Genomic DNA, 14,633 nt, shown 5'->3' with positions numbered 1-14,633 from the left:
CTCATTCATCGCGGCTGAAGAGTGCCTCGATAAAGTCGTTGGCAACGAAGGGACGCAGATCGTCGATCCCCTCGCCCACCCCGATGTAGCGGATCGGGATCTGGAACTTGTCGGCCACCGCGAAGATGACGCCGCCCTTGGCGGTCCCGTCCAGTTTGGTGAGGGTGATGCCGTTCAAGCCCACCGCCTCGCTGAACAGCTTGGCCTGGCTCAGGGCATTCTGGCCTGTGCCCGCATCCAGGGTCAGCATGATCTCGTGAGGCGCTTCCTCATCCAGCTTCTTCATCACCCGCACCACCTTCTTGAGCTCTTCCATCAGGTTGCTCTTGTTCTGCAGGCGGCCAGCGGTATCGGCGATCAGCACGTCGGCACCTCGGGAGCGGGCAGCCTCGATGGCGTCATAGATGACGGAGGCGGAGTCGGCGCCAGTGTGCTGGGCGATCACCGGAATGTTGTTGCGCTGACCCCACACCTGCAACTGCTCGACCGCAGCGGCACGGAAGGTATCACCCGCCGCCAGCATCACGCTTTTGCCTTCGGCCTGGAACTGCTTGGCCAGCTTGCCGATGGTGGTGGTCTTGCCGACGCCGTTCACGCCGACCATCAGGATCACATAGGGTTTCTTGCTGGTGTCGATCACCAGCGGCTGCTCGACTTTCGCCAGCATCTCGCCCATGTCCTGCTTGAGCAGGCCATAGAGCGCCTCGGCATCCTTGAGCTGCTTGCGGTCCGCGTGCTGCACCAGGCTTTCAATGATGCGGCTGGTGGTATCCACGCCGAGATCGGCGGTCAGCAGCTGGGTCTCCAGCTCCTCGAACAGCTCGTCATCGATCTTCTTGCCACGGAACAGGCCGAAGAAGCCGGAGCCGATATTTTCCTTGGTACGCACCAGGCTGCGCTTGAGGCGGGCAAAGAAGCCCTCCCGCTGCGGCTTGTCCTGAGTGTCGTCGTCCACCTTGGCGGCCAGGGGCAGGGCTGCCAGCGCGGCGGCATCAGCCTCCATCTCGGCCACCAGACGCAGATCTTCCGCTCGCTGTGCCTCTTTGGCGATACGGGCTTCCTCGGCAGCCTGAGCCTCGGCGGCAATGCGAGCTTCTTCTGCGGCTCGGGCTTCGGCAGCAATACGGGCCTCTTCCGCAGCCTGGGCTTCGGCGGCAACACGAGCGGCTTCCGCAACCTGAGCCTCGGCGGCAACACGAGCGGCTTCCGCAGCCTGTGCCTCGGCGGCAATACGAGCAGCTTCGGCAGCTTGTGCCTCGGCGGCAACACGAGCGGCTTCCGCAGCCTGGGCCTCGGCGGCAACGCGGGCAGCTTCCGCAGCTTGCGCTTCGGCAGCAACACGAGCGGTTTCCGCAGCCAGGGCTTCAGCGGCGACACGGGCGGCTTCGGTAGCCTGGGCGTCAGCGGCAACACGGGCGGCTTCCGCAGCCTGGGCCTCAGCAGCAACGCGAGCAGCTTCCACAGCTTGTGCCTCGGCGGCAACACGAGCAGCTTCCGCAGCCTGGGCCTCAGCGGCAACGCATGCAGCTTCGACAGCCTCGGCCTCGGCGGCGATCAGCGCCTCATTGACGATGACAGGCTCGAGTTCGGAGGCAGGTTCCTCCACCACCAGGGGACCTTCGTCAGGGGTCGCCAGGGGCGCCTCGTGCAATACAGCAGGGGCCTCGGTCAGGGAAACATCAGCGACGGGAGTGGGGGCAACGGGGGCCTCGGACTCGGCGACAGCCGGGGTGGCGTCAGGGGCCTGTGATTGGACGGCCTCAGCCTCTTCTTTCTTGCGGCCGAAACCCAGCCAGGAAAACAAACCTTTTGCCATCTAAAAAATACTCACTTCGTTGGCTGACTGCTAAGATAGCCGTCCCTCGGCGGGTCGGCATAAAAATGAACCGCCTTATACTACCACTTTATTTTCTGACGACGAAACGCGATGCCCAGAGTGAAATCCAGCCGTAACAGCCCGAGCAAGAGCCCAGCCCCCCAGGGGCGAGCGGGCGTGGTAAGAATCATCAGCGGCCAGTGGAAGGGCCGTAAACTGCCGGTCAGGGATGTGGACGGACTCAGACCCACCACGGATCGCGTCAAGGAGACCATCTTCAACTGGCTGGCCCCTCATGTCCGTGGCACCCGCTGTCTCGATCTGTTTGCCGGCAGCGGCGGCCTGGGGCTGGAGGCGTTGTCGCGCTACGCCGAGCAGGTCACCCTGGTCGAAATGGACAAGGGGGCCGCCGATCAGCTCAAGAAAAGCCTGCTCACTCTGGGTTCAAGCCAGGGACAGGTGATCCAGGCCGATGCGGTAAGCTGGCTGCAAGGCCCCGCCACCCCCTTCGATCTGGTGTTCCTGGATCCGCCGTTTCGCCGTGAACTGCTGCCCCAGGTGTGCGATCTGCTGGAACAGCGCGGCTGGCTGGCGCCGAATGCCCTCATCTATCTTGAACGAGAAAAAGAGATGAGCGATCTGCCCCTTCCTGCCAGCTGGAAACAACTCAAGGACAAACAAGCGGGTCAGGTCTGCTATCAGCTCTATCTGCGAGACATCCAGGATGACGCTGCGGTTTAAATACCGGGTAGGTACGGGAGGTGGGCGCTATGCCCCTCCTCGTCAACCAGGGCAACGACTCAAGGACAAGCAGGCCGGTCAGGTCTGTTATCAACTCTATGTACGGGAGGTAGACGATGAAGCGGGTGTTTAATCTATTGGCGATGGGTGTGTTGCTGTTCTTCTGGTTCGGCGTGGTGCTCGCCCTGCTGGGCACCCTGCCGGGCAAACTGAACGGCTTTCTGCCGGTTTGTGGCGTCATCGTGATCCTGATGCACTGGGTACAGGCGAGCATGATCAAGGCCGCCTGCAAGCCCTACTTCGCGGTCACTCGCCTCGAATTCACTCAGGTGCTGATCTTCGGCGTGTTCGGCATGATGGAGATCCGGGCCAAGCTGCAAGCCATCATAGATGCCAGACAGAGAGGCGAAACGCCGCCCAGGGTCGACTAACCACCGGCAAATCGAACCAGAAGGAGTGATGCGTCACTCCTTCGCTTTTTTCCCCAGGCTGATCCCGAGCTTGATGGAGAGCACCGCGAGCAGCAGCAGCATGGCGATGAGGGAGAAGAAGTTGCTACCAAGCTCCGGGTACTGCACCTTGAGCAGCGCCGAATGGCCGAACACCCCGATAAAGAAGCAGAGCAGGATACAACTGGGGGTATTGCCGACCATGGGCTCGTGGCGATAGTGCTGATAGAGCTGGTAGGCCGCCAACAACAGGGCGATCAGGGGGAAGAAGGAGAAGGGCACAACCGACTCGGTCAGCACCGACAGGAAGGCATCACCGCAGATGCCGATGAGCAGGGCCAGCAGCAGGGGTTTCTTCGGGATCGCGTTCGATTCATGCATGGGACTGTCCATCCTTGACTTATGAGAGAGATTCGCGGCGCTTGCGGTTCAGAACCTCGGCGCCCATGGCGATCATTCGCAACTGGCTGATGGTGCGTTCCGACAGGGCCCGGCACTCTTCGGGTGTCATGTCGAGGGCGTCGGCACCGGCGCTGAAGACGATGGTGACCATGGCTTCGGCCTGGATGTAGGCCTCTTCCCGTGGTGCCTGTGTGGTCGCCTCCAGATAATCGGTCAGCTCGGCGATGAAGTGCTGGATCTCGCGGGCCACCGCCTGGCGAAACGCCGCAGAGGTACCGGAGCGCTCGCGCAGCAGTAGCCGGAAGATGTTCGGGTTGTTTTCGACGAATTCCATGAAGGTTTGCACCGAGGTGCTGATGACGCTGCCACCACCGGCGATGCGCTGGCGCGCCTGGCGCATCAGCTGGCGCAGGGTCAGGCCGCCCTCGTCCACCAGGGTCAGCCCCAGCTCTTCCATGTCGCGAAAATGACGATAGAAGGAGGTCGGCGCAATGCCCGCCTCCCTGGCCACTTCCCGCAGGCTGAGGTTGGAGAAGCTGCGGTTGGCACAGAGTTGACTGAACGCCGCGTCGATCAGCGTACGCCGGGTCTTTTCTTTTTGTTGCGCGCGAATACCCACGAAAACAGTCACCTTGCGATTAGCGAGGCCAGATGATAACCCGAAGGCGGGGCCTGGATCAGGTTTGTCTCCGACTTTTTTACCATTGACCCGCATTCCGGCTCAATGGAGAATAGTGGACAGCTGTTCGCTGAATGGAGCCGAGTGAAATGGACCGCCCCCCGATCATCATGACCAACACCCTGCTGTTTGCCCTCTCCGGGCTGACGGCACTGATTGCGGTACCCTGGTACGGCCTGACCCATGGCTATGACCTCTGGCAGTGGAGCAGTTTCCTGCTGCTGTTCTGCTATTGCGGCATCTCCATCACCGCCGGCTACCACCGACTCTGGTCACACAAGGCCTACAAGGCCCACCCGGCCCTGCAATGGTTCTTCGCCATAGGCGGTGCCCTCGCCCTTCAAAACTCGGCACTCCACTGGTCGTCCGATCACCGCCGTCACCACCGCCACGTGGATGACAATCAGAAGGATCCCTATAGCGCGGGCCGCGGCTTCTGGTACTCCCACATCGGCTGGATGCTGCGTGAATACCAGCGCGAGATCTACCACGACTACAGCAACGTGCGGGATCTGCAGAACAATCCCGTGGTCGCCTTCCAGCACAGGCACTATCTGGCGCTGACCCTGGCCACCAACATCGGCATCCCGCTGCTGTTCGGTCTGATCCATGGTGATCTGCTCGGCATGCTGCTGCTCGCCGGGGTGCTGCGCATGGTGATGACCCATCACACCACCTTCTTCATCAACTCCCTGGCCCACATCTGGGGCAGCCAGCCCTTCACCGATCGCAACAGCGCCCGGGACAACGGCATCCTGGCCTTCTTCACCTTTGGCGAGGGGTATCACAACTTCCATCACCTGTTCGAGAACGACTACCGCAACGGCATCCGCTGGTGGCAGTTCGATCCCACCAAGTGGTTGATCCGCATCGCCGCCTGGTGCGGGCTGGCTAGGGATCTCAGATCCTGCCCTGAGGAGCGGATCGAGCAGGCCAGGCTGGAGATGCAGCTCAAACGCGCCCAGGCCAGACTGCACAAACAGGATGACAGGGAGCTGTGGCAGGCGCTGCTGCAGGAGGAGTACGACAAGCTGAGCCTGCAGATCCAGCACTACTACGCCAACCGCAAGCAGTTGCTGGAGCAGCGCAAGCGCAAGGCGCTGGCGCGCTACGACAGGCTCAAGCTGCAGCTGGAATATCGCAACCTGCGGGATGGCTTCCTCGTTGCCAAACGCAACTGGAGTCGCCTGCTGGCCGGCATCGCCTGAGACGCTCAGGAGCCCGGATCAAGAAGACCGCCTGCTGGCGGTCTTCTTGTATGCGCCCCAAAGGCGAGAAACAAAAAAATGGGGCGACACTCGCATGTCACCCCCTCGCAAATAGCATGTTCCGTATTGGGATCCGGCAATAACGGGGATCTTTTCCGCATCACGGGTTTCCGCTCCCGATCCGCAGTATCTGCCAGAACACTCCGGCCGACCCATTCCCTTACCCCCTTCACCCACACGGCAGGCGAGCCGCCGTGTTTGTCCTTGCAACCGAAATACTACGCAGTTAATTAAAATAAAAAACCGTTTTATACGGACCTCTATGCAGACCGGGTAACAGCATCAGGGTTCACCACCAGATATAAAGTGATTAAAAACAATACGATAAAATCTCAATCCGGTTTTGGATGGCAAACGTTATCCTCGAAGGCGCACAAGGCTTTGCGAGATCTCGCACAAGCCAGGCCCCTCTCACAGCCAGGGGTGCAACGGCAACCAGTCGCTCAGTCGCGCCAGCAGACGCCGCAGCGTCGAGGGGGGCGCCACCACAGGATGCGCCGCTGCCTGTTGCCACCCGCAAAGCCAGTGCCTCAGCTCGGCACAGAGCGCCGTGCAGCGCAGATGCAACATCAGCTCGGTGTTGAGCATCAGGGAGCGGGGATCCAGATTGAAGCTGCCGAGCAGGGCCTCCTCCTCCCCCATCAGGATCAGCTTGGCATGCAGACTGTGGGCCTCACCCGCCAGCTCGGCCAGCACTATGCCCTGCCGCTCCAGCCAGGGGCGGTGGCGCCGATAGGCGCCATACACCAGAGGCACATCAGTGCTGGCCAGGGAGTTGGTCAGGATCTCGATGCCAACCCCCGCCAGGCGTTGTCGTTTGAGATGGCGGCGCAGGCTCCGGGTCAGGATCAGGTAGGGGCTTACCAACCGCAGCGTCTCCCGATTGCCCGCCAGCTTGCGTCCCAGGCGGGGCGCCGTGGTCGGCCGGGAGATCAATCCCTTGCCGGGCCGGTCAAACCAGCACTCTCCGAACCCCGGATGCCAGCCAAGGGGAACCGGCACCCCATCGAACAGGCTGGCGGGCAGATCGTAGACCATGGCCACCACAGGGTCGGTCAGGGTGAGCAGGAAATCGTTCACCACGTGGATCTCGGCGGTCAGCAGGGGGCGCCGCAACAGGCGCCGGATGGGGTGGCTCCAGCGGCTGCGCCAGAACAACTCGAAGCCCTGTTCGACCTGGCGGCAGAGGGGGCCACGGCAGACCAGATCCAGATCGACGAAGTGAGGGGACGCACCCAGCCCGAAGTAACGATCGCCGATGTTGCGACCCCCGATCACCGCCTCGCGACCATCCACCAGCAGCAGCTTGTTGTGCATGCGGTGGTTGATGCGACGGAAGCTGAGCAGGCCTTCCAGCAGCAGGGTCAGGGGACGCCAGCCCCTCAGCCAGAACGGATTGAACAGGCGAACCTCGATGCCGGGCTCTGCCGCCACCACCTCCAGGAAACGATTGTCGCCGGCATAGAGGTCGTCGATGAGCAGCTGGACTCGGACCCCGCGCCGCGCCGCATGGAGCAACTCCGACAGCAGCAGCTTGCCGCTGCTGTCCTCCTCCCAGCTGTAATACTGGGCCTGGATCCGGCTGCGGGCGCCACGGATCAGCTGGCAGCGGGCCTTGAGGGCGGTGCCGGGATCGTCGAGCAAAGCAAAGTCGGCGGTGAGCAAGGGTCATCTCCTTGTCATGAGGCGGTGGCATAACCCAGACAACCGCCCCGATTGCAGCATGTCAAGGAGTCGATGATGGAACTGCGCGACCACCCCTCCCTCAGCCAGCGACCACAGGCCAGCCAGCCGGATCCCACTCCCGCCAGGCTGCTGACCCCCTGGTACCAGCAGCACCGGGATCAGGACTGGGAGACCCTCCCCCTTGCGCGTGAGGATGGCCTTTCCGACCGGCACTGACGCTCAGGGCTGCGCCGCCTCTATGGCCTCGGATTTGCCCTCCAGCTGGGGCAGGCTGAAGCGGTAGGCTACGTAATACTTGTAGATGGTGCCGACGTAGTTGATGGGCCCCTGGCCGACCTCGTTGGCCACCAGCTGCTCCACGTTGCCAAACCAGACGTTCGGATCCAGCCCCCTCTCCCTCGCCTTGGCCTGCAGCGCCTGCACTCGGTTCGGGCCCGCATTGTAGGCCGCCAGGGCGAACAGGTGGCGGTTGAGCCTGTCCATCCCGGGATCGTTGAAGTAAGTATCGAGAATGAGCCGCATGTAACGGCAGGCCGCCTCCACATTGCCTTCCAGGCTGGTGAGCCTGGCACCGCGGATCCCCACCTCGCCCCCCGTGCTCGGCAGCAATTGCATGATGCCGACCGCCCCGCGGTGGGAGCGGACATTGGGGTTGAGCCCCGACTCCTTGTAGGCCAGCGCCGCCAGCATCAGCCAGTCGAGCTGATATTTGTCGGCCTGGGTTTCCAGCACCTTGCGGATGGTCGACAGCCGCCCCAGGGGATCCGGTGCCAGTATGTTGCTCATCTGGTCACTCTGGGCCATCAGGCGGCGCAGGGTCATGTCGCTGTAGAGGGTGCGTTTGCTCGACTCCGAGATATAGGCGTTCACCGCCTTGAGCAGTTCGGGGCTGTTGTTGCGCAGCGCCCAGGCACTGCGTCCCTTGTCCCGCAGCGGGATCAGCTTGTGGGCCTTGAGGCCCCCTATCATGTCGAGCCAGATCCGTCCCTTGAAGCTGTCGGTGACGGTCAGCGGTATGATGCCGGCCGCCACCATCTCCAGCAGATCCCCGTCCTGCAGGTACTCGGGCACCGTCTCTATGTAGACGGGGGGCAGCCCCAGCTCGCGGAACAGCCAGTTGAGCTGATGCAGGCTCTCGTAATAACTGGAGCTGGCCCGTACCCAGATCCGCCGACCGGAGAGCTGGGTGATGCGGTTGAAACCCGTCAGCTCCCGCTGGCTCACCACCCACTCCTCGATGGGCGAGATGAGCGGCTGGGAGAAGGTGACCTGCTCGCGCCGGGTCGGCGTCACCGTCAGGTTGGCCGCCACCAGATCCCCCCGCCCCTCGGTGAGATAGTCCAGCAACTTGTCCTGACGCACCGGGATGTAGATGATCTTGAGCTTGAGCTTCTCCCTGGCGAGATAGGTCTGGTTCAACCAGCGCTCGAAGCCTTGCAGTTGATTGACCAGGATGCCGTACTGGGCACCCTTGTCGAAGAAGAAGAAGCCCCGTTCATAGACCACCAGGGCCCTGAGTTCCTTCTTTTGCAGTATGTGTTCGAGATCCCCGGGTTGGGGCAGGAGTTTGGGTTTGACGTCCGCAGCGCGCGAAGGGGCATCACCAGGCTGGGAACCGAGATCCGCCGCCAGCAGAGGGAGAGAACAGAAGACCAACAGGGCCCAAAGCCATCGCATCATGATGTAGTCACCTTCTGTGGGTCGACTCGAACCGGATGATTCCCCGCCAAGACAAGGCCTGGAACAGATGACAGAGTGCCATCAGGGTATCAGGTCACCCCTCTGCACCAGAGCGACGCGTGCCGGACTGGAACCGGAACGTCGTGGGATAACTCACTATACAACGCAAAGAGAGGGAAAAGGCGAGGGGCAACGCAATACGGCAGGCAAGCCTGCCGTCTCATCAGGGGCTCAGATAGAGCGGGCACGCATCTCGAAAATCAGCTTCTCGGCGGTGCAGGTGAATTGCAGGCGGGCCTTCAGGATCACGCCGTCTGCGCCCTGGGTCAGTTCGCTGTCGATCACGGCTTCGGCGGTCACCTGCTTGGCCAGCGCCTCATAGGCTGCCAGCTTGGCACGGGCGTCGGCTTCTGCCGCGGCCTCGATCACCAGCTCCATCACATCGTCGCCTTCACCTATGATGGTGCCGATCTCGGCGAAACAGCCGCAGCTGTCGCAGGTTTCATTCAATTCCACTTTTTCGTCTACAGACATACTTCCACTCCTACTCATTTCGGATGTACTTCATCGTCACGCAAGGCTTTACGAAAATCCCTGATGGCGGTGCCCAGATCCTCACCGGCGCCGGCCAGGCGTTTGCTGCCAAACACCACGACGACGACCACCAGCAGGATCAACAGATGCCAGATATGAATTCCACCAAGTCCCATAGGGCGACTCCTGACAGATAGATACCCGTTGTTTGTATCAAAAGAAGGCGCAACGATTGTTGGGCAAAATCAAGGCAGGCGCAAGTTGGCAGGAAAATCGTCAAAAGACATAAAAAGATACGGCGACCTTTGGCCGCCGTATGAGTCGGTGCTACTTGTCCCCTCAACCGCTACATCCTGTACCAGCCGCCATGAAGGCGAGAGACAGTTCGAGCATAGGGTCGCCAAGATATGAAAACAAATGGTATAAATTCATCTAAGAATTGAAGAGGATTCATATCATGTTGCTGGAACAGCTCGGGCGCATAGACCTTAATCTATTGATTATCCTGCAAGTCTTGCTGGAGGAGCGCAATGGCAGCCGGGCTGCCCGTCGCCTGCATCTGAGTCAGTCGGCCGTCAGCAAGGCGCTGGGCCGCCTGCGGGAAACCTTCGACGACCCCCTGTTCGTCCGTTCAGCCTACGGGCTGGACCCCACCCCGCGCGCCCTCGATCTGCAGCAGCAGTTGCAACCCATACTGCTGTCGCTGGACAACCTGATCCAGCCCCCCGCCTTCGATCCCGTCAGCACCGAGCGGGAGTTCGTCATCGCCAGCATGGACAGCGCCTTCACCCTGTTCGCGCCGCTCTACCTCAGCGAGCTCAAGCGTCAGGCACCGGGGATCCGGCTGCGTTACGAGGAGTGGACAGAGCACAGCCTGACCGAGATGAGCCAGGGTCAGGTGGACATCGCCTTCACGGTGCGTGAGAACTGCATCAATTCGGATTTCAGGCTGGATACCCTGCCCAACGCCATCTGCCAGCGACTGCTCGCCATCGATGATCTCACCTGCCTGGTACAGCGGGATCATCCGGCGCTGCGCGAACACGAGTGGGATCTCCCCCGCTACCTGGCCTATCCCCACGTGCAGACCTATTGCGAGGGGCGCGACCGCTGGATGCTGGATCACAAGCTGGCGGAGCAGGATCTCTATCGCCGTATCGAGGCGACCGTGCCCTCCTTCGAGGCGGCGCTGCGCATGGGCATGCACTCGGACATGATAGTGACCCTGTCACGGCTCTATGCCCGTCACGCGACCCAGGTCTATCCGCTGGTGCCGCTGCCGCTGCCCATCGCCCTCGACAGCATCTCCCACCTGCTTATCTGGCATCAGCGCCACGAGGAGGATCCGGGACATCGCTGGCTGCGGGAGACCCTGCTCGCCCTCATCATGGGCAAGCTGGAGAGCCCGCCCGGCGACCCGTCCCGCGCGGACGAGGCGCTGGCCGTCATGGACGCACAATAAGAAAGGGGCTGCCAGGCAGCCCCTTTCTTCTTACCCCTTGCCCGTCACCGCCAGATAGTGGTGCACGCCATCCAGCAGCATCTGCACCGAGATCATCACCAGCAGCATACCCATCAGCCGCTCCACGGCGGTGAGTCCTCGCTCACCCAGCAGCTTGTTGAACAGCTCGTAGAACATCAGTATCACGGCGCTGGCGCCCCAGGCCATCAGCAGGGCCAGGGACCAGTCCGCCATCCGGGTCGGCTCCTGGTTCGCCAGCAGCAGCAGGGAGGCCAGGATGGAGGGGCCCGCTATCATGGGAATGGCCATGGGCACCAGGAAGGGCTCCTCCCCCGCCGCCAGCCCGGTCACGCCACCGGGGCTCGGGAAGATCATCTTGATGGCGATGAGGAACAAGATGATGCCCCCGGCGATGCTGACCGCCTCCTGACGCAGGTTCAGGAAGCTCAGGATCTGCTGACCGGCAAACAGGAAGCCCAGCATGATGCCCAAGGAGAACAGCAGCTCGCGGATCATCACCTTGCGCCGCCGCTTGGGATCGACATGGCGCAGGATGGAGAGGAAGACCGGCAGGTTGCCCAGCGGATCCATGATCAGAAACAACATGACGGCAGCGGAGAACGTATCCATACAGGTTCCCGGGCGTTGCCCAGGCCAAGCCTTTAACAGAGGGGGGAGAGGGCGAAATATAACAAAGGAGACGGGATTCGGCGAGCGCCCCGGTGCGCTCGCCGCGGGATCAGCCGTGGTTGCAGACCTTGTCGGCCCGGGTCTGGAAGCCCTGTTCGGACTCGATGAACTTGCCGCGTTTGGCCAGAAAGTCGATCAGCGCCTCCACATCCATCTCGCTCGCGCTGCAGGTATGGAAACGGGCATCGGCGCCAAAGCGCGCCTCAATCACCTCCTTGAGGCTGGCCCGGGTAAAATGGCCCCCCTCTTCCAGCATCATCTCCATCACTTCGTGACCGTGTATCGACTGGGACATCTCAAACCTCTTTAATCATCATGTCAGATGTCAATTAGAGCCTGAACCCCGTCTCCCGATCTTGATGTAAGCCAACAAAACGCCTTTTTTAGCGCTCCCAGGCTGGCCGGGAGCCTCCCTTTGTCGATAATGTGGCAACCTGATCGGGGGATGGCTACACTAGCGCCCCTTTGCCATCGCAGACAGAAAATAAGGACATTGGCGTCATGCTGTTCCATGGATTGGTCTTCAAGCCCTGGCGGATCTGGACCCGCCGCCCACTCTGGTTGAAGACCCTGCTCGGCATGCTGACCGGGATCGGGCTCGGGCTCGGCTTCAGCGAGCAGGCACTGCTGCTCAAACCCATCGGCGTCCTGTTCGTGAACACCATACAGATGCTGATGGTGCCTCTCATCTTCTGCTCCGTCATCGCCGGTCTCACCGCCCTGCTCAAGGGCAAGACCCTCGACCGGATCGCCGGCAAGGCCATAGGTCTCTACCTCTGCTCCACCGCCGTCGCCATCTGCATCGGCCTGGTGATGGGCTGGCTGCTGGAACCCGGCATGGGTGCCAATATGGGACCCTACGAGCGGACCGGCGTGATGGTGCAACCGACCCTGGCCAGCGTGCTGAGTCATCTGGTGCCCCACAACCCGGTGCAAGCCATGGTGGATGGCAAGATCCTGCAGGTGATCGTGTTTGCAGTGGCCCTCGCCCTGGCCCTTAATGCCACCGGGCGGCGCGGCCGCCCCGCCATTCTGTTCTTCACCTCCCTGGCGGAGGGGATGTTCAAGCTGACCCAGATGGTGATGGCGCTGGCCCCCTATGGCGTCTGCGCCCTGATGGCCTGGATGACGGGCAAATACGGGGTGAGCCTGCTACTGCCCCTGCTCAAGGTGATCGGCGCCGTCTACCTCGGCTGCCTGCTGCATGTGCTCGGAGTCTACAGCAGCCTGCTGATCCTGCTGGCCCGCCTCAATCCGCTGCACTACTTCAAGAGCATCGTCGACGCCCAGGCGGTGGCCTTCACCAGCAGCTCAAGCAGCAGCACCCTGCCCATCAGCCTGGCCTGCGCCGAGCGCCGGCTGGGGGTCTCCCCCGCCATCACCGCCAAGGTGCTGCCCATCGGCGCCACCATCAACATGGATGGCACCGCGCTCTATCAGGGGGTGACGGCGCTGTTCGTGGCCCAGGCATTCGGGGTGGATCTGCACGTGGTGGATTACCTGACCATCATCAGCATCGCCACCCTGGCCAGCATAGGCACGGCGGGCACGCCGGGCACCGGGCTGATGCTGCTGACTCTGACGCTGACCGCGGTGGGATTACCGCTGGAAGGGGTGGCGCTGATCGCAGGAATAGACAGGATCCTCGACATGGCCCGCACCACGGTCAACGTCTCCGGTGACATCCTGGTGTCAGTGCTGATCGCCCGCAGCGAGAAGGAGCTGGATCTGGCGATCTATCACGATGCCAGCGCGGGTGAGGACATCGACTTCACCCTGCGCTGAGGGACGGGAGAAGGGGAAGCTCTCAGTGATCCTGGGGATCGTGATGGCAGCGCCAGCAGATATCGAAGTTGGCGCCGTTCTCCTCCCCGCACTGGCCGCACAACCAGCCGTTGCCCTGGCGCTGCTGGTAGCGCTCGATGATCCGGCCTGCCCGTCGGCGATCCTGCTCGCACACCATCAGGGTCACCTGCAGCAGATCCACGGGCAACTCCCCCAGCGCCCCCGAGAGCCCCTCCCCACTGAGGCGAACTCTGACCCCTTCTACCTCTAACGCTCCCTTCAAGGCGTGCGCCTCCAGGGAGTGAGAGGCCCGATACAAGTTAATCCACTGCTCCATATATCCTTTCCTCACAACAGCCTGCCTGATCATCGACCCGTCCCCAGAGGGTGGACCCCTCGATACCGGCTTCGAAGCCACTGCGCCGTGGCTGTCCTCCACCGGTACTCAGGTTAATGGCCATTTTCATATGTCCGGCCATGCCGCTCACAGCAGATTGTCGATGCCGTAAGCCGGGCCATTGGCCACCAGAAAATCGATAAACACCCTCAACTTGCGCGGCATCAGCCGCCGCTCGGGAAACAACAGATAGATGGGCACCTTGGGCTGCTGCCAGTCCGGCAGCAGGGCCACCAGGGAGCCGTTGGCCAGCTCATCATGGCACAACATGGCGGGCAGAGAGGCGAGCCCCAGCCCGGCCTTCGCCGCCTCTCTGGCACAGGTGATGTTGTTGACCTGGAAACGGGACGGCGGATCCACCAGCACTTCCCGGCCATCCCGCTCAAAACACCAGTGTGAGGCGAGAAAACCGCTGCTCACCGCGACCCGCTCATGGCGTACCAGATCCTCGGGCCGGGCGATCGCCGGGCTGCGCGCCAGATACTCGGGGCTGGCGCAGAGCAGGCGTCCCGTGCTCCACAGGCGCCGCGCCGCCAGACTGGAGTCGCTCATGTCGCCTATTCGCACTATGGCATCCAGCCCCTCGCTGATGGGATCCACTATGCGGTTGGTCAGCTCCAGATCCACTCTCAGCCCAGGATAGGCCTGCAGAAAGTGGGCCACCAGCCGCCCCACCACCAGCTGTCCCGTCTCGATGGGGACCGCCAGTTTGAGGGTCCCCGTCACCTCCTGCTGACTGGCGCTCAGCATCAGTTCGGCCTGGGCCAGCTCCTCCACCGCCTTGCTGCAGCGCAGGTAATACTGCTCCCCCGCTTCGGTCAGGGTGAGCTGGCGGGTGGAGCGATAGAGCAGCCGCACGCCGAGGTGCTGCTCCAGATCGGCGATGCGGCGGCTCACCGTCGCCTTGGTCATGCCCAGCTCCTGGGCCGCCGCGGTGAAGGAGCCCTTGTCGACGATGCGCACCAGAATCAAGGCTGCGTTCAGGTCCATTGTCTCACCAGTGAAACTGTATATCTCATGAATGGATACTAATCGAAACAGTGA

At 62.1% G+C, this 14,633-nt stretch carries 17 protein-coding genes; 6 read left to right on the top strand and 11 right to left on the bottom strand.

Annotated features, from left to right (window positions below):
• Position 1: 1 nt before the first annotated feature.
• Positions 2 to 1,816, bottom strand: a complete 1,815-nt coding sequence (gene ftsY / locus ACB039_RS15510; RefSeq protein ID WP_268423425.1) for a signal recognition particle-docking protein FtsY — start codon at positions 1,814 to 1,816, stop codon at positions 2 to 4.
• A gap of 111 nt (positions 1,817 to 1,927) precedes the next feature.
• Here ftsY and rsmD point away from each other — a divergent pair, with 111 nt between their 5' ends.
• Together rsmD and ACB039_RS15500 are read left to right on the top strand one after the other, a co-directional pair.
• Complete coding sequence (gene rsmD, locus ACB039_RS15505; protein ID WP_270824477.1) at positions 1,928 to 2,557, top strand: 16S rRNA (guanine(966)-N(2))-methyltransferase RsmD; 630 nt, start codon at positions 1,928 to 1,930, stop codon at positions 2,555 to 2,557.
• A 116-nt stretch (positions 2,558 to 2,673) separates the two neighbouring features.
• Complete coding sequence (locus ACB039_RS15500; RefSeq protein ID WP_043131306.1) at positions 2,674 to 2,988, top strand: DUF1145 domain-containing protein; 315 nt, start codon at positions 2,674 to 2,676, stop codon at positions 2,986 to 2,988.
• A gap of 33 nt (positions 2,989 to 3,021) precedes the next feature.
• Here the strand turns inward: ACB039_RS15500 and ACB039_RS15495 are convergent, their stop codons facing one another.
• Both ACB039_RS15495 and fabR read right to left on the bottom strand, forming a co-directional pair.
• Positions 3,022 to 3,387, bottom strand: coding sequence for a YijD family membrane protein (locus ACB039_RS15495; RefSeq protein ID WP_042650560.1), 366 nt, complete (start codon positions 3,385 to 3,387; stop codon positions 3,022 to 3,024).
• 19 nt (positions 3,388 to 3,406) lie between these two features.
• Positions 3,407 to 4,027: an HTH-type transcriptional repressor FabR gene (gene fabR / locus ACB039_RS15490; RefSeq protein ID WP_005323438.1), complete on the bottom strand. Its 621-nt coding sequence runs from the start codon at positions 4,025 to 4,027 to the stop codon at positions 3,407 to 3,409.
• Between the two features lie 149 nt (positions 4,028 to 4,176).
• Here fabR and ACB039_RS15485 point away from each other — a divergent pair, with 149 nt between their 5' ends.
• Positions 4,177 to 5,295: a fatty acid desaturase gene (locus tag ACB039_RS15485; protein WP_371165983.1), complete on the top strand. Its 1,119-nt coding sequence runs from the start codon at positions 4,177 to 4,179 to the stop codon at positions 5,293 to 5,295.
• A gap of 471 nt (positions 5,296 to 5,766) precedes the next feature.
• Here the strand turns inward: ACB039_RS15485 and ACB039_RS15480 are convergent, their stop codons facing one another.
• Complete coding sequence (locus tag ACB039_RS15480; protein ID WP_371165982.1) at positions 5,767 to 7,020, bottom strand: phospholipase D family protein; 1,254 nt, start codon at positions 7,018 to 7,020, stop codon at positions 5,767 to 5,769.
• Positions 7,021 to 7,095: 75 nt separating this feature from the next.
• Here ACB039_RS15480 and ACB039_RS15475 point away from each other — a divergent pair, with 75 nt between their 5' ends.
• Complete coding sequence (locus ACB039_RS15475) at positions 7,096 to 7,257, top strand: hypothetical protein (protein WP_270824474.1); 162 nt, start codon at positions 7,096 to 7,098, stop codon at positions 7,255 to 7,257.
• 3 nt (positions 7,258 to 7,260) lie between these two features.
• On the opposite strand, the gene ACB039_RS15470 is transcribed toward ACB039_RS15475, so the two are convergent.
• From ACB039_RS15470 to tatA, 3 genes are all read right to left on the bottom strand, one after another.
• Complete coding sequence (locus tag ACB039_RS15470) at positions 7,261 to 8,721, bottom strand: lytic transglycosylase F (protein ID WP_270824473.1); 1,461 nt, start codon at positions 8,719 to 8,721, stop codon at positions 7,261 to 7,263.
• 231 nt (positions 8,722 to 8,952) lie between these two features.
• Entirely contained in the window at positions 8,953 to 9,255 is a 303-nt protein-coding gene (locus tag ACB039_RS15465; RefSeq protein ID WP_042650556.1) for a YfcZ/YiiS family protein, read from the bottom strand.
• Positions 9,256 to 9,269: 14 nt separating this feature from the next.
• Positions 9,270 to 9,431 carry a twin-arginine translocase TatA/TatE family subunit gene (gene tatA, locus ACB039_RS15460; protein ID WP_005323446.1) on the bottom strand — a complete coding sequence of 54 codons (162 nt, stop codon included), beginning with the start codon at positions 9,429 to 9,431 and terminating at the stop codon, positions 9,270 to 9,272.
• Between the two features lie 281 nt (positions 9,432 to 9,712).
• Between tatA and ACB039_RS15455 the strand changes: the two genes are divergently transcribed.
• Positions 9,713 to 10,717, top strand: coding sequence for a LysR substrate-binding domain-containing protein (locus ACB039_RS15455; RefSeq protein WP_371165981.1), 1,005 nt, complete (start codon positions 9,713 to 9,715; stop codon positions 10,715 to 10,717).
• Between the two features lie 30 nt (positions 10,718 to 10,747).
• Here ACB039_RS15455 and ACB039_RS15450 read toward each other — a convergent pair whose 3' ends face one another.
• Together ACB039_RS15450 and ACB039_RS15445 are read right to left on the bottom strand one after the other, a co-directional pair.
• Positions 10,748 to 11,347: a YhgN family NAAT transporter gene (locus tag ACB039_RS15450; RefSeq protein ID WP_042650554.1), complete on the bottom strand. Its 600-nt coding sequence runs from the start codon at positions 11,345 to 11,347 to the stop codon at positions 10,748 to 10,750.
• Between the two features lie 109 nt (positions 11,348 to 11,456).
• On the bottom strand, positions 11,457 to 11,702 hold the full coding sequence (locus tag ACB039_RS15445) for a YecH family metal-binding protein (RefSeq protein ID WP_139750945.1): 246 nt from the start codon (positions 11,700 to 11,702) through the stop codon (positions 11,457 to 11,459).
• A 206-nt stretch (positions 11,703 to 11,908) separates the two neighbouring features.
• Here ACB039_RS15445 and ACB039_RS15440 point away from each other — a divergent pair, with 206 nt between their 5' ends.
• Positions 11,909 to 13,192: a dicarboxylate/amino acid:cation symporter gene (locus tag ACB039_RS15440; RefSeq protein WP_043131292.1), complete on the top strand. Its 1,284-nt coding sequence runs from the start codon at positions 11,909 to 11,911 to the stop codon at positions 13,190 to 13,192.
• Between the two features lie 22 nt (positions 13,193 to 13,214).
• Here ACB039_RS15440 and ACB039_RS15435 read toward each other — a convergent pair whose 3' ends face one another.
• Positions 13,215 to 13,529 (bottom strand): DUF2007 domain-containing protein, encoded by a 315-nt coding sequence (locus ACB039_RS15435; protein WP_025325406.1) that lies wholly within the window; start codon positions 13,527 to 13,529, stop codon positions 13,215 to 13,217.
• Between the two features lie 147 nt (positions 13,530 to 13,676).
• Positions 13,677 to 14,579: a LysR family transcriptional regulator gene (locus tag ACB039_RS15430; protein WP_005332192.1), complete on the bottom strand. Its 903-nt coding sequence runs from the start codon at positions 14,577 to 14,579 to the stop codon at positions 13,677 to 13,679.
• Between the last annotated feature and the right edge of the window lie 54 nt (positions 14,580 to 14,633).

Origin of the sequence: Aeromonas sp. S2(2024), assembly GCF_041402505.1 — a bacterium.
Lineage (GTDB): Bacteria > Pseudomonadota > Gammaproteobacteria > Enterobacterales > Aeromonadaceae > Aeromonas > Aeromonas media.
Note: the sequence above shows the minus strand (reverse complement) of the source record. Positions and strands in the feature narration are given on the sequence as shown.

Coding starts and splice junctions, on each gene's coding strand:
- ACB039_RS15440 (WP_043131292.1), top strand. CDS start 11,909: ATGCTGTTCCATGGATTGGTCTTCAAGCCCTGGCGGATCTGGACCCGC.
- ftsY (WP_268423425.1), bottom strand. CDS start 1,816: ATGGCAAAAGGTTTGTTTTCCTGGCTGGGTTTCGGCCGCAAGAAAGAA.
- ACB039_RS15500 (WP_043131306.1), top strand. CDS start 2,674: ATGAAGCGGGTGTTTAATCTATTGGCGATGGGTGTGTTGCTGTTCTTC.
- ACB039_RS15470 (WP_270824473.1), bottom strand. CDS start 8,721: ATGATGCGATGGCTTTGGGCCCTGTTGGTCTTCTGTTCTCTCCCTCTG.
- ACB039_RS15430 (WP_005332192.1), bottom strand. CDS start 14,579: ATGGACCTGAACGCAGCCTTGATTCTGGTGCGCATCGTCGACAAGGGC.
- ACB039_RS15465 (WP_042650556.1), bottom strand. CDS start 9,255: ATGTCTGTAGACGAAAAAGTGGAATTGAATGAAACCTGCGACAGCTGC.
- ACB039_RS15485 (WP_371165983.1), top strand. CDS start 4,177: ATGGACCGCCCCCCGATCATCATGACCAACACCCTGCTGTTTGCCCTC.
- ACB039_RS15495 (WP_042650560.1), bottom strand. CDS start 3,387: ATGCATGAATCGAACGCGATCCCGAAGAAACCCCTGCTGCTGGCCCTG.
- ACB039_RS15450 (WP_042650554.1), bottom strand. CDS start 11,347: ATGGATACGTTCTCCGCTGCCGTCATGTTGTTTCTGATCATGGATCCG.
- ACB039_RS15475 (WP_270824474.1), top strand. CDS start 7,096: ATGGAACTGCGCGACCACCCCTCCCTCAGCCAGCGACCACAGGCCAGC.
- ACB039_RS15455 (WP_371165981.1), top strand. CDS start 9,713: ATGTTGCTGGAACAGCTCGGGCGCATAGACCTTAATCTATTGATTATC.
- tatA (WP_005323446.1), bottom strand. CDS start 9,431: ATGGGACTTGGTGGAATTCATATCTGGCATCTGTTGATCCTGCTGGTG.
- ACB039_RS15435 (WP_025325406.1), bottom strand. CDS start 13,529: ATGGAGCAGTGGATTAACTTGTATCGGGCCTCTCACTCCCTGGAGGCG.
- rsmD (WP_270824477.1), top strand. CDS start 1,928: ATGCCCAGAGTGAAATCCAGCCGTAACAGCCCGAGCAAGAGCCCAGCC.
- ACB039_RS15445 (WP_139750945.1), bottom strand. CDS start 11,702: ATGTCCCAGTCGATACACGGTCACGAAGTGATGGAGATGATGCTGGAA.